This window comes from Microbacterium sp. MYb45, from assembly GCF_002979655.1.
In the GTDB taxonomy this organism is placed as follows: domain Bacteria; phylum Actinomycetota; class Actinomycetes; order Actinomycetales; family Microbacteriaceae; genus Microbacterium.
Genome location: NZ_PCPG01000004.1, coordinates 209,560 through 222,422, shown reverse-complemented (window position 1 = coordinate 222,422; position 12,863 = coordinate 209,560). Strand labels below are relative to the sequence as shown.

Here is a 12,863-nt window from a genome sequence, read left to right as displayed (position 1 = left end):
CCGGTGACACGATGAGCTTCGTCCTCCGACGAGCCGGGCAGGCCGCGATCGTTCTGATCGCGGCCTTCACGGCCACCTTCTTCCTGCTGCAGCTGCTGCCGGGCGATGCGATCCTGATCAAGTTCTCCGACCCCAGCCTCGGGCTGTCGCCGGACCAGCTCGACAGCATCCGCGCCACCTATGGCGCAGACCTGCCGTGGTGGGAGCAGTACGTGCACGCGGGCCTCGGCTTCCTCGCCGGGGACTTCGGGTTCTCGACCCAGTTCGGCACCCCGGTGCTGACGATGCTGGGCGAAGCGCTTCCCGCGACCCTGCTGCTCGCGTCGCTCGGACTCGTCGTGGCGCTGATCCTCGCCATCCTCATCGCCGGGCTCTCCTCGCTCGCACCGTTCGCGTGGCTGCGCGACGGCCTGCGTCAGGTGCCCGGGCTGTTCGTGGCGGTGCCGGTCTTCTGGCTCGGCATCCTGCTCATCCAGGTGTTCTCGTTCGGGCTCGGATGGGTGCCGATCGTCGGCGCCGACCCGGTGGCCGGACTCGTCCTGCCGGTGCTCACCCTCGCCGTGCCGATCTCGGCCCCGCTGGCCCAGGTACTGGTGCGCGCGATCGACCAGGTGCAGGCGCAGCCGTTCGTCACGGTGGTGCGGGCGAAGGGCGCTCCGCCGCTGTGGGTGCTCACCCGTTCGGTGGCCCGGAACGCCGCCGTGCCGACTCTGACCATCGCCGGTGTCCTGTTCGGCGAGCTCGTCGGCGGGGCCGTGGTGACCGAGACCGTGTTCGGCCGCACGGGCATCGGCCGCCTCACCGAGCAGGCCGTCGCGAACCAGGACATCCCGGTGCTGCAGGGCGTCGTGCTGCTGTCGGCCCTCGGCTTCGTGATCATCAGCTTCGCGGTCGACCTCGTGACCCCGCTCATCGACCCCCGCCAACGCGCCGTCGCCCGCGCCTCGGCGCCCCGCGCGCTCCAGGAGGCGACCGCATGACCGCTCCCGTGATCATCGATCCCGTGGTCGGGCCCGAACTCGCTCCGGGACCGCCGGCGACCGAGCCCGAATCCACCCCGCCACGCCGCCGCCTGCACGGCCGCGCCTGGGGCCTGTACCTGGCCTACGCGGTCGTCGCGCTCGCCGTGCTCTGGGCCGTCATCCCCGGGGTGTTCGCCCCCGGCGACCCGCTCACGGGCGTCCCGGCCGACAAGCTGCTCGCGCCGAGTGCCGCGCACTGGTTCGGCACCGACACCCTCGGCCGCGATCTGTTCGGCCGGGTCGTGCACGGTGCGGTGCACTCGCTCTCGGGAGCGCTCATCGCCGTCACGGTCGGCCTCGCCCTCGGCACGCTGATCGGGGCGATCGCCGGTGCCGTCGGCGGTGTGGTCGACGACGTGCTGATGCGCGTGGTCGACGTGCTGCTCGCGATCCCCGGGCTGCTCCTCGCTCTCACGGTCATCATCCTGCTCGGCTTCGGCACCGTGAACGCCGCGATCGCGGTCGGTCTCGGCAGCGTCGCCGCGTTCGCCCGGCTCATGCGCGCCGAGGTCGCCCGTGTGCGGCGCACCGAGTACGTCGAAGCGGCCTTCGGCAGCGGCGGCACGTTCTTCACGGTCCTGCGCCGGCACGTGCTGCCGAACTCACTGACCCCGATCGTCGCGCTCGCCGCACTGCAGTTCGGCACCGCGATCCTCGCGATCTCGACGCTCGGGTTCCTCGGCTACGGTGCGCCGCCGCCCACGCCGGAGTGGGGCCTGCTGATCGCCGACGGCCGCAACTACGTGGGCACGGCTTGGTGGCTCACCGCCCTGCCCGGTCTCGTCGTGGTCGTCGTCGTCCTCAGCGCCAACCGGATCAGCCACCGCATCGGAAGGAGCGCGAAGTGAGCGCCGTCATCTCCGCCACCGATCTGCGGATCTCCTACGGCGACAAGGACCGGCGCCGCGAGGTCGTGCACGGCGTCTCGTTCGAGATCGCCGAGGGCGAGACCCTGGCGCTCGTGGGGGAGTCGGGTTCGGGCAAGTCCACCACCGCGCACGCCCTGCTCGGGCTGCTGCCGGAGGGCGGCCGCGTCGACGGCGGGCGGGTGCTGCTCGGCGACCTCGACATCTCGGGATGGTCCGATCGTGCGCTGCGCGGCATCCGCGGTCCCGAGGTCGGTCTCGTGCCGCAGGATCCGACCACCTCGCTCGACCCCGTGCGCACGATCGGTGCGCAGGTCGAGGAGATCCTCCGTCTGCACGGGCACCGGGATCGCCGGTCGCGGCGGGCACGGGCCATCGAGCTGCTCGACCGTGTCGGAATCGACGACCCCGACCTGCGGGCGCGCCAGTATCCGCACGAGCTCTCGGGCGGCATGCGCCAGCGCGTGCTCATCGCCACCGCGATCGCCCTGCGGCCGCGGCTGCTGATCGCCGACGAGCCCACCAGCGCCCTCGACGCCACGGTGCAGCGCAAGGTGCTCGACCTGCTCGACGAGCTGCAGCGCGAAGAGGGCACCAGCATCCTGCTCGTGACCCACGACCTCGGTGTCGCAGCCGACCGGGCCGAGCGGCTCGTCGTGCTCAAGGACGGTCGCATCGTCGAGCAGGGCTCCAGCGAGGCGGTGCTCGCCGCACCGGCCGACCCGTACACGAAGCAGCTGCTCGCCGACGCTCCGGCGTTCGCGACGGGTTTCCGTCGGCCCGACGCCCCGCCGTTCCTGCGCGATGCCGCGGCGGTCGCCGCCGAGAACCCCTGGGCGATCGTCGCCGACGGACTCGTCAAGGAGTTCCGCGTCGCGGGGCGCGAGCGCTTCCGGGCCGTCGACGACGTGTCGTTCCGGGTGCGCAAGGGCACCACACATGCGCTCGTGGGGGAGTCGGGCTCGGGCAAGACCACGACGGCGCGCCTCATCACCCGCTTCCATCAGCCGGATGCCGGGACGATCGAGGTCGACGGCGACGACGTGACCCACGCGAAGCGCGAGCAGCTGCGGGTGCTCCGCCGACGCATCCAGCTCGTCTACCAGAACCCGTTCGCCTCGCTCGACCCGCGGCAGCAGATCGCCGACATCGTCGCCGAGCCGCTGGTGAACTTCGGCGTCGGCAGCCGCACCGAGCGCCGCGAGCGCGCACTCGCCCTCCTCGACCGGGTGTCACTCCCCGCCGAGGTCGCACGGCGCACCCCGCGTGAGCTCTCGGGCGGGCAGCGGCAGCGCGTCGCGATCGCCCGCGCGCTCGCGATCGACCCCGACATCGTGGTGCTCGACGAAGCGGTGTCGGCGCTGGATGTCACGGTGCAGGCCCGCATCCTCGAGCTGCTCACCTCGCTGCAGGCCGAGCTCGGGCTCACCTACCTGTTCATCTCGCACGACCTCGCGGTGGTGCGGCGGATCAGCCACACGGTCTCGGTGATGCGCCGCGGCCGGATCGTCGAGGAGGGGCAGACGGAAGACCTCTTCCGCGACCCGCAGCACGACTACACCCGGGAGCTGCTGGCCGCAGTACCGGGACGAACGGAGACCGTCGTATGACCACCACCCCCACCGTCGCCTTCTTCACCCGGCTGCTCGACGATGCCGCCCCCGCCGAGCGGTATGCGTTCGCGACCGCGCAGATCCAACAGGCCGAGCGGCACGGCATCGGTCGGGCCTGGGTCGCGCAGCACCACTTCCATGCGGCCGAGGGCGGGCTGCCGTCGCCCCTGGTGTTCCTCGCGAACGTCGCCGCCGTGACTTCCACCATCCGTCTCGGTACCGGCGTGATCACGCTGCCGCTCGAGGACCCGGTGCGGGTGGCGGAGGATGCCGTGGTCGCCGATCTGCTCTCCGGGGGGCGCGTGGATCTGGGACTCGGCAGCGGCGGCACGCCCTCGTCGTTCGCGCCGTTCGGCGAGGACGTGCGCGACAAGGGGCCGACCTACGACCGGAAGCTGCGGACACTGCTCGACGGTCTCTCCGGCCGCGATGTCGGTGCCGGCAACACCCTCTATCCGGATGCCGGCGCCCTCGCCGACCGCGTCTGGCAGGCCACCTTCTCGGTGCCGGGCGGGCATCGGGCCGGCATCCACGGGCACGGGCTGCTGCTGTCTCGCACGCAACCGCGCAGTGCCGATCGGCTGCACGCGCCGCTGTCTGCCCTGCAGGATCCGATCATCGACGCGTACCTCGAAGCGCTGCCGGAGGGGGTGGCGCCGCGGATCACCGCCTCGCGCACCGTGTTCGTCGCCGACGACCGCGCCGAGGCGCTGCGCTTCGCCGAGGTCGGGCTGCGCCGGGCGGCTGAGGGCTTCCGCCGTCAGTGCCAGACGATCCCCGGAGACAGCATCGACGAGCTGATCGCCGCGCTCGACACACACCTGGGTACGCCGGAGCAGGTGGCGGAATCGCTCGCCGCCGACACCACCCTCGCCCGCGCGACCGAGGTGGCGTTCCAGGTGCACTCGGTCGACGCCCCGCACGAGCACGTGCTGCGCTCGATCGCGCTCTTCGCCGACGAGGTCGCCCCGGCCCTCGGCTACGCGCTGACCCCGACACCGCACGGAACCACGACCGACCAGAACCTCACCCTCAAGGAGAATGCATGACCGACGACATCGTGGACCGGATCGTGGAGGTGACGCCGGAGCTCGATGCCCTGCGCCGTCGCCGTCCGGTGACCAGGGAGCAGCTGCAGGCGAGCTTCGACGCCCTCTTCCAGCCGGTGAGCACGGAGCACGTCTCGCAGGCCGAACGCGAACTCGTGGCCGCCTTCGCCACCGGTCTCGCGGGAGCCGAAGACCCGACCGCGGTGTTCTATGCCGGTCGTGCGCAGGAGGCCGACACCCAGCGGGCCACCGTCGTGCTCGCGGAGGCCGCCCGGGCGGCGACCACCGGACCCTTCGGCACCTACACCGAGCTCGGACTGCAGGCCGAGAACACCGACGGGGCGCGCTATGTCCCGTCCGAGACCGTCATCGCCGCGGTGGATGAGCGCCTCGCCGCCGCCCTCGCGCACACGCACCTGCTGGTGTTCCGCCCCCGCGAGGCTTCGGGCGCCGACCTCGGTCGCCTGCTCGACGCGGGCTGGTCGGCGGACGGCATCGTGACGCTGTCGCAGCTGGTGTCGTTCCTCGCCTTCCAGCAGCGCGTCGTCACCGGGCTCCGTGTGCTCGCCGCTGCGGGCTTGACCGCCGAGATCTCCGAGGAGGAGGCCGCATGACCGCCGAACAGAGCGTGCTCCGGCACGACGACGCCCCGCACCCGCACGCGTTCACCCGCGGCGAGGTCGGGTGGGTCCCGCACCTCGAGCCCCTCGCCGAGGCGGAGCTGACCGAGCGCCACTACGACGGCCTCGTCGATGCGGCTCGCGCGAAGAACGACTACTTCCGGCTGCTCGCCCGCGACCCCGAGGTGCTGAAGGCCCGCACCCTCGTCGACAAGGACATCTTCTACAACGCCGCCGAGGGTCTGCCCCGCGCCGACCGTGAGCTCGCGGCGACCGCGGCATCCCGCCGCAACGGCTGCGTGTTCTGCGCCTCGGTGCACTCGCGCTTCGCCGCGCACCACAGCAAGCGCACGGACGACGTCGACCTGCTGCTCGACGAGGGTGTGGACGCGGACCTCGGCGAGCGCTGGAACGCCGTCGTCGCGGCATCCGTCGCCCTCACCGACACGCCCAACGCGTTCGGCGCGGACGAGATCGTGCGGCTGCGTGCCGCCGGGCTCGACGACCTGGAGATCTCGGACCTCATCCACGGCGCCGCGTTCTTCAACTGGGCGAACCGGCTGATGCTGTCGATCGGACGGCCGGTCGCGCCGGCCTGACCGCTCTGACGGCACCTCGCCGTCAGGGGACGAGGATGATCTTGCCCGAGGCGGCGCCGGACTCCATGAGCTCATGGGCCTGCGCCGCCTCGGTCAGCGGCAGCTGGGGGCCGAGCTCGATCACGAAGTCGCCGGCGTCGAGGAGGGCGATCGTCTCGGGGAGCGCCTCGGCGCGCCAGGCGAGCTCCTCGTCGGTCAGGGGCACCGGGGAGCCGCCGGAGAACGCGCGGATGCCGAAGGACGCGGAATCCGGGCCACGCACGATCGTCGCGATCCGGTCGCGGTCGGCGACCAGCGCGAGGGAGGTCTCGATCGCCTCGTCGGTGCCGGCGCAGTCCAGGGCCACGGTGACGGCCTCGGGGGCGGTGTCGCGCACGCGGTCGAGCAGACCGTCGCCGTAGGCCACGGGGATCGCGCCGAGTTCGCGCAGCTGGTCGTGGCGGGCGGGGCTCGCCGTCGCGATCACGGTCGCACCCCAGGCCACCGCGAACTGCACGGCGGCCTGTCCGACCGAACCGGAGCCGCCGTGCACGAGCAGCACATCGCCCTCGGTGACCCCGAGTGAACGCAGCGACTGGTACGCGGTGCCCGCGGGGATCCCGATCGCCGCCCCCTCGGCGGTCGTGACGGAGTCGGGGAGCTTCGCGAGCTTCTCGGTGGAGATCGCGATCGCCGAGGCGTAGGTGCCGTGCGCGTCGCGGATCGCCACGCGGTCGCCGACCGCGAAGTCGTCGACACCCTCGCCGAGCAGCTCGACCACGCCGGCCCCGTCGAACCCCACAGGGCGCGGTTCGGTGATCGGGGGAGACGGCCGCTTGGCGCTCCGCAGCTTGGCATCGATGGGATTCGCCCCCGCCGCCTCGATGCGCACCACGACCTCGCCGCGGGCCGCGACGGGATCGGGGATCTCCATCAGGTGCAGGACATCGGGGGAGCCGAACTCGGTGTAGACGATCGCGCGTGCCATGGATTCAGGCTACCCGCGCTGACGCCCGCCGTCGCGGATCAGCGTCCGGACAGCACCTTCATGATGCGCTGCGGCGACACCGGCTGCGCGGTGCCGAGGCGCTGCGCGAACACGCTGACGCGGTACTCCTCGAGCAGCCAGCGCACCTCGACGAGCGCGGGGGGAGCGCCGGCGGGAAGCGGGATCGTGCCGCCCGCATCCTCGTACGCCTTCGCCATCCGCTCGTACTCGGTCATGCGTGCGCGGTCCTTGCCCGGTTCGCTCCCGAGCGTCTTCAGCCGGTCGAGCATGCCTTCGAGGTAGCGCGGGAAGTGCGCGAGACGGTCGACGCCGGCCGCGGAGACGAAGCCCGGATGCAGCAGACCGCTGAGCTGTGTGCGGATGTCGTTCAGCGGGCCGAGCAGGGCGAGCGAGTTCTGCGACTTGATGCCGCGTTCGACATCGCGGGACTTCGTCAGGATGCGGGCCACCAGCGAGACGCACGCGAAGAGCTGATCGACGAGCACGCCCGAGACGGCGTCGCGCACCCGGATGAACTCGGCTTCGCTGCGTACGATACCGCCCGGTGCGGTCTGCTCGATGACCTGCCGCGCCACGGCCGCGCGGCAGTCCTCGATGAGGGCGGCGGCGGACTGGTACGGCGAGGCGGCGAGGGCGAGCTTCTCCTGGCTCGTCAGGTGCTCCTGCACGTACGAGGAGGGGGAAGGGACCCCGAGCAGCACGAGCCGCAGCACGCCGTCGCGGGTGGCGGCGGCCGCGGCATCCGGGGTCGATTCGACGCGCACCGACACGGTCTTGCCCTGGTCGACGATCGCCGGGTAGCCGCGCACGACGCCGCCGGCGACACGGGTGTCGAGCACCTCGGGCAGGTCTCCGAAGGTCCACGCCACCAGACCGGTCTGCTCCACTTGCGGGCGCTTCGGCGTGCTCAGAGTCCCCGGCTTCACGGGCCCGGACTTCGGCGGCGCGGCGATCGATCGCGCCACGCTGCTGCGCGCCCGGTCGGAGAGCTGCGCCTGCAGCGCCCGGAGATCACGACCCGACCCGACCACCCGGCCGCGTTCGTCGACCGCACGGAAGTTCATGCGCAGGTGCGGCGGCACGCGCTCGTCGTCGAAGTCGGCGGCGGACACGAGCTGGTTCGCGAGCGGCTGGATGAGCCGGGCCAGTGCCTCCTTGAGTGTGCGCGGCGGGAGGCCGCCGTGCGACTCCGGACCCTGCTCGGCCAGCTCGGCGCCGAACTTCTCGGCCCAGTCGGCGGCGGGTACGACGTGGCGGCGGATGGCCTTGGGCAGCGCGCGCAGCAGCCCGGTGACGAGCTCGGCACGTAGGCCAGGAACCTGCCAGTCGAAGCCGCGCTCCTCGAGCTGGGCGAGCAGCGGCAGCGGCACGACCACGCTCACACCGTCGTCGTCGGCACCCGGTTCGAACCGGTACGCGAGGCCCAGCACCTGGTCGCCCTGCGTCCACCGTGTCGGGAACTCGCGCTGGTCGGCGCGCTCCTCGTCGTCGATCAGGTCGCTCTCGCGCATCACGAGCAGCTTCGGCGTCGTGGCCATGGCCTCGCGCCACCAGCTCTCGAACGACCGCACGTCGAACACGTCGGCGGGGATGCGCTCGTCGTAGAAGCGGAACACGGCCTCGTCGCCGGCGAGGATGTCGCGGCGGCGCTCGCGCTCCTCCAGCTTCTCGAGGCGCTTGCGCAGCTCGGCGTTGCTGCGCCAGAACGCGCTCACCCGCTTGTCGATCCGCGTCGGGTCCCACTCGCCCTCGACCAGCGCATGGCGCACGAAGAGCTCGCGCGAGGCGGCCCGGTCGATGCGGGCGAACTGCACACGGCGACGCGGGATGATCTCGAGCCCGAACAGCGTCACCTTCTCGAACGCGACGGCGGCGCCGGCATCCTTCGACCAGTGCGGCTCGGTCACCTGGCGCTTGGCGAGGTCTCCGGCGAGGGGCTCGGCCCAGGCGGGGTCGATGGCGGCGACCGTGCGCGCGAACGTGCGGGAGGTCTCCACGATCTCGGCCGCGATCACCGCGCGAGGACTCTTCTTGCGCAGGCCGGAGCCGGGGAAGATCGAGAAGCGGATGCCGCGGGCTCCCCGGTATTCCGCGATGCGACGGCCCTTCTGCTCCTTCGCGGGGGAGTGCGCCTTGCCCGCAGGGGCGGTGCGCTCGTCGAGGAGGCCGATCTGCGACAGGAGTCCCGACAGCAGGGCGCGGTGGATGGCGTCCGGGTCGCTCGGGCCGGTGTCGTCGCCGGTGCGGTCGGGCGTCTTCACGAGCGTGCGCAGCTGGCGGTGCACGTCGAACCACTCCCGCACTCGCACGTAGTTGAGGTGCTCCGAGCGGCACAGGCGACGGAACGCGCTGGATCCGAGTTCGCGCTGCTGCTCGCGCAGGTGGTTCCACAGATTCAGCAGGGTAAGGAAGTCACTGGTCGGGTCGACGAAGCGGGCATGCAGGCGGTCGGCCTCCTCGCGGCGCTCCTCGGGTCGCTCGCGCACGTCCTGGATCGTCATGCCCGACACGATCGCGAGCACGTCACGGGTCACAGTGCCGACCGAGCCCCCGCGCCCCGCCTCGATCAGCATCCGCGCGAACCGCGGGTCGATCGGCATCCGCGAGATGTCGCGTCCGATGCGGGTGAGGTGCGGAGCGCCGTCGCGGCGGGACGGTTCGACCGCGCCGAGCTCGGTGAGCAGGTCGAACGCCGCCTTCACACCCCGCGAGTCGGGCGGGGTGAGGAAGGGGAATGCGGTGATGTCGCCGAAGCCGAGCGACAGCATCTGCAGGATCACGGAGGCGAGCGAGGTGCGCAGGATCTCGGGCTCGGTGTACTCCGGGCGCCGGTCGTAGTCCTCCTCCGAGTAGAGGCGGATCGCGATGCCGTCGCTGGTGCGGCCGGCGCGGCCGGATCGCTGGTTCGCGGAGGCCTGCGACACCGCCTCGATCGGCAGCCGCTGCACCTTGGACCGGTTGCTGTAGCGCGAGATGCGCGCGGTGCCGGTGTCGATGACGTACTTGATGCCGGGCACCGTGAGGCTCGTCTCGGCGACGTTGGTGGCGAGGATGACGCGACGGCGGACGCCTGCCACCCTGCTGCGCTCGAACACGCGGTGCTGGTCGGCGGCGGAGAGCCTGCCGAACAGCGGCAGCACCTCGGTGGGGGCGCGGTCGTTCGCATAGGCGCCGCGCACGGCGTCGGCCGCATCCCTGATCTCGGCCTCGCCGGGGAGGAACACGAGCACATCGCCCGGCGCCTCGCGGTCGAGTTCCCGGAGGGCGGCGACGATGGCCGAGACCTCGTCCTCCGGCTCGGCCGGTGCGTCCTCGTCGTCCCCGTCTTCGACCTGCCCGCGGTAGCGGATCTCGACCGGATACGTGCGGCCCGAGACCTCGATGATCGGCGCCGGTGTGCCATCCGCCGCGGCGAAGTGCTTCGCGAAGCTCTCCGGGTCGATCGTCGCCGAGGTGATGATCACCTTGAGGTCGGGGCGCTCCGGGAGGATGCGGGCCAGGTAGCCGAGCAGGAAGTCGACGTTGAGGGAGCGTTCGTGCGCCTCATCGATGATGATCGTGTCGTACCGGGTGAGCAGTCGATCGCGATGGATCTCGTTGAGCAGGATGCCGTCGGTCATCAGCGCGATGCGCGTGGCGTCCGACACCTTGTCGGTGAAGCGCACCTTGTAGCCGACGAGCGTGCCGAGCTCGACCTGGAGCTCTTCCGCGACCCGCTCCGCGATCGTCCGCGCGGCGAGCCGACGCGGCTGGGTGTGCGCGATGCGCTCCCGCCCGAGCTCGAGCGCGATCTTCGGAAGCTGGGTGGTCTTGCCCGACCCGGTGGCGCCCGCGACGATCACGACCTGGTGGTCGCGGATGGCGTCGCCGATCTCGCCTCGGGCAGCGCTGACGGGCAGCTCCGGAGGGTAGGAGATCACGGGGGAGGACATAGCCCTCCATCGTATGACGGGATTCGCCCCCTACGATCATCTGGTGATCACCGCTGCAGCCCCCGTCCGCTGGTTCCGCGAGTTCGGGCGCCCGCCGCGCATCCTCGGACTGGATGTCGCTCGTGGGCTGGCGATCCTCGGCATGGCCGGCGCGCACATCGGCGAGACCGAGGCGTTCGAGTGGATGGACCCGGCGACGTGGACCGACCTCGTGCACGGGCGGTCGTCGATCCTGTTCGCGCTGCTCGCCGGAGTGTCCATCGCGCTGATGACCGGACGCAGCGTGCTGCCGGAGCGCGAGCGCCTCCCGAGCATCCGCCTGAACCTCGTCGGGCGCGGGGCAGTGATCTTCCTCATCGGACTGGCGCTGGAGATGCTGAACACTCCGATCGCCGTGATCCTCACGCTCTACGGCATCCTCTATGTCGCGGTGATCCCGTTCCTCCGGTGGCGCCCGTGGCAGCTGCTGCTCGGTGCGGCCGTGCTCGCGCTGGTCGGCCCGGCGCTGCTGGCGTTCCTCGGAGCCGTGATGCTGCATCCCTTCGGCACCGGGATCGGCTTCGTGCTCTACGGCACCTACCCGATCACGGTGTGGCTGGCTCTCGTGCTCGGCGGCATGGCGCTGGGACGGATGCACGTCGAGCGTGTGCGCACCGCCGTGATCGCGCTCGCGGTCGGCATCGTGCTCGCGGTGGTCGGCTACGGCCTCGGCGGCATCGGTCAGGCTGCGGGCCTCAGCACACCGGCGGAATACAGCAGCTCCTCGTTCGTCGACGGCTCCTCGTTCAGCGAGAGCTCCTTCGACGTCTCGATGCCGAACGGGTGGGAGGGGTATCCGCAGGCGCTGGAAGCGTCCGATCCGCTGGGCTCCGTGCTCGCGGCGGTGTTCGCGGTCGAGCCGCACAGCGGTGGCACGGCCGAGGTACTCGGCTCCGGCGGCTTCGCGCTGACCGTCATCGCCCTGTGCCTGCTGCTCAGCCGACCGCTGCGCTGGGTGCTGCTGCCGCTGGGCGCGCTGGGCTCCATGCCGCTGACGGCATACAGTGCGCACGTGCTGTCGATCGTCCTGTTCGGTGGGCCCGGCGGCTTCTTCTCCAGCAACGAGTTCTGGGCCGCGACCGCCATCGGGCTGCTGGTGGTGACGACGCTCTGGTCGATGTTCTTCGGCCGAGGGCCGCTGGAACGGCTGGTCGGCCGTGGGGCGGCCGCGATGGCACTTGTTTCCTCACCCACGGCCTCGACGTCGGATGCCGGTCATAGGCTGGAGGGATGAGCATTCCTGCACTCGAACTGAACGACGGCAACTCCATCCCGCAGCTCGGCTACGGCGTCTTCAAGGTGCCGCCGGCAGAGACCGAGCGCGCGGTGAGCGAGGCGCTCGAGATCGGCTACCGCCACATCGACACCGCCGCCATCTACGGCAACGAAGAGGGCGTCGGCGCTGCGATCGCCGCGTCCGGCATCGCCCGCGACGAGCTGTTCATCACGACCAAGCTCTGGAACGACCGTCACCACGGCGACGAGCCGCGTGTGGCCATCGGCGAGAGCCTCGACAAGCTCGGCCTCGAGAAGGTCGACCTGTACCTGGTGCACTGGCCGGCCCCCGCGATCGGCGACTACCTGCACGCGTTCACGAAGCTCATCGAGCTGCGCGAGGCCGGACTCACCCGCAGCATCGGCGTCTCGAACTTCCTGGTGCCGCACCTCGAGCGCGTGGTGAAAGAGACCGGCGTGGTGCCGGCCGTGAACCAGATCGAACTGCACCCGGCCTACCAGCAGCGCGACGTGGTCGCCTGGGCCGGCGAGCACGGCATCAAGATCGAGGCCTGGGGTCCGCTCGGGCAGGGCAAGTACGACCTGTTCGGCACCCCGGCGGTGGCTGATGCCGCGGCCGCGCACGGGGTCACCCCCGCGCAGGCCGTGCTGCGCTGGCACCTGCAGAAGGGGATCATCGTGTTCCCGAAGTCGGTGCGCGCCGAGCGCCTGCGCGAGAACCTCGACGTCTTCGGCTTCGAGCTGACGGATGCCGAGATCGCGGCGATCGACGCCCTCGACCCGCTCGACGGCTCGGGCCGCGTCGGCTCGCACCCGGACGAGGTCAACTGACCCCGGTCATCGGATCGGGCCCCCGGGCCTACATGACGCCCCGTGTCGCTCCGCGCGACACGGGGCGT

General features: G+C 71.6%; 10 protein-coding genes. 8 read left to right on the top strand and 2 right to left on the bottom strand.

The window, feature by feature from the left end; genetic code table 11:
- The first annotated feature begins 11 nt into the window (after nucleotides 1-11).
- The 6 genes from CQ034_RS10265 to CQ034_RS10240 are packed head-to-tail and all read left to right on the top strand — an operon-like array spanning nucleotide 12 to nucleotide 5,769.
- Nucleotides 12-980 (top strand): ABC transporter permease, encoded by a 969-nt coding sequence (locus CQ034_RS10265; RefSeq protein WP_105710957.1) that lies wholly within the window; start codon nucleotides 12-14, stop codon nucleotides 978-980.
- Nucleotides 977-1,870 (top strand): ABC transporter permease, encoded by an 894-nt coding sequence (locus tag CQ034_RS10260; RefSeq protein WP_105710956.1) that lies wholly within the window; start codon nucleotides 977-979, stop codon nucleotides 1,868-1,870. The genes CQ034_RS10265 and CQ034_RS10260 overlap by 4 nt, the downstream gene beginning before the upstream one ends.
- The gene (locus CQ034_RS10255) at nucleotides 1,867-3,498 is read left to right on the top strand and encodes an ABC transporter ATP-binding protein (RefSeq protein WP_105710955.1); all 1,632 of its coding nucleotides are present in this window, start codon (nucleotides 1,867-1,869) and stop codon (nucleotides 3,496-3,498) included. Before CQ034_RS10260 ends, CQ034_RS10255 begins: the two co-directional genes overlap by 4 nt.
- Entirely contained in the window at nucleotides 3,495-4,550 is a 1,056-nt protein-coding gene (locus CQ034_RS10250; protein WP_105710954.1) for a putative FMN-dependent luciferase-like monooxygenase, read from the top strand. The genes CQ034_RS10255 and CQ034_RS10250 overlap by 4 nt, the downstream gene beginning before the upstream one ends.
- Nucleotides 4,547-5,164, top strand: a complete 618-nt coding sequence (locus tag CQ034_RS10245) for a CMD domain protein (protein WP_105710953.1) — start codon at nucleotides 4,547-4,549, stop codon at nucleotides 5,162-5,164. The genes CQ034_RS10250 and CQ034_RS10245 overlap by 4 nt, the downstream gene beginning before the upstream one ends.
- Complete coding sequence (locus CQ034_RS10240) at nucleotides 5,161-5,769, top strand: alkylhydroperoxidase domain protein (RefSeq protein ID WP_105710952.1); 609 nt, start codon at nucleotides 5,161-5,163, stop codon at nucleotides 5,767-5,769. The genes CQ034_RS10245 and CQ034_RS10240 overlap by 4 nt, the downstream gene beginning before the upstream one ends.
- 22 nt (nucleotides 5,770-5,791) lie before the next feature.
- Here CQ034_RS10240 and CQ034_RS10235 read toward each other — a convergent pair whose 3' ends face one another.
- Together CQ034_RS10235 and hrpA are read right to left on the bottom strand one after the other, a co-directional pair.
- On the bottom strand, nucleotides 5,792-6,736 hold the full coding sequence (locus tag CQ034_RS10235; protein ID WP_105710951.1) for an NADP-dependent oxidoreductase: 945 nt from the start codon (nucleotides 6,734-6,736) through the stop codon (nucleotides 5,792-5,794).
- 38 nt (nucleotides 6,737-6,774) lie between these two features.
- A complete protein-coding gene (gene hrpA / locus CQ034_RS10230; protein WP_105710950.1) occupies nucleotides 6,775-10,689 on the bottom strand; it encodes an ATP-dependent RNA helicase HrpA in 3,915 nt (1,304 codons plus the stop codon).
- Between the two features lie 43 nt (nucleotides 10,690-10,732).
- On the opposite strand from hrpA, the gene CQ034_RS10225 reads away from it, so the two are divergent.
- Both CQ034_RS10225 and CQ034_RS10220 read left to right on the top strand, forming a co-directional pair.
- On the top strand, nucleotides 10,733-11,962 hold the full coding sequence (locus tag CQ034_RS10225; protein WP_258134172.1) for a heparan-alpha-glucosaminide N-acetyltransferase domain-containing protein: 1,230 nt from the start codon (nucleotides 10,733-10,735) through the stop codon (nucleotides 11,960-11,962).
- Nucleotides 11,959-12,795 carry an aldo/keto reductase gene (locus tag CQ034_RS10220; RefSeq protein ID WP_105710948.1) on the top strand — a complete coding sequence of 279 codons (837 nt, stop codon included), beginning with the start codon at nucleotides 11,959-11,961 and terminating at the stop codon, nucleotides 12,793-12,795. The genes CQ034_RS10225 and CQ034_RS10220 overlap by 4 nt, the downstream gene beginning before the upstream one ends.
- Nucleotides 12,796-12,863: the final 68 nt, after the last annotated feature.

Coding starts and splice junctions, on each gene's coding strand:
- CQ034_RS10265 (WP_105710957.1), top strand. CDS start 12: ATGAGCTTCGTCCTCCGACGAGCCGGGCAGGCCGCGATCGTTCTGATC.
- CQ034_RS10260 (WP_105710956.1), top strand. CDS start 977: ATGACCGCTCCCGTGATCATCGATCCCGTGGTCGGGCCCGAACTCGCT.
- CQ034_RS10250 (WP_105710954.1), top strand. CDS start 3,495: ATGACCACCACCCCCACCGTCGCCTTCTTCACCCGGCTGCTCGACGAT.
- CQ034_RS10245 (WP_105710953.1), top strand. CDS start 4,547: ATGACCGACGACATCGTGGACCGGATCGTGGAGGTGACGCCGGAGCTC.
- CQ034_RS10240 (WP_105710952.1), top strand. CDS start 5,161: ATGACCGCCGAACAGAGCGTGCTCCGGCACGACGACGCCCCGCACCCG.
- CQ034_RS10235 (WP_105710951.1), bottom strand. CDS start 6,736: ATGGCACGCGCGATCGTCTACACCGAGTTCGGCTCCCCCGATGTCCTG.
- hrpA (WP_105710950.1), bottom strand. CDS start 10,689: ATGTCCTCCCCCGTGATCTCCTACCCTCCGGAGCTGCCCGTCAGCGCT.
- CQ034_RS10220 (WP_105710948.1), top strand. CDS start 11,959: ATGAGCATTCCTGCACTCGAACTGAACGACGGCAACTCCATCCCGCAG.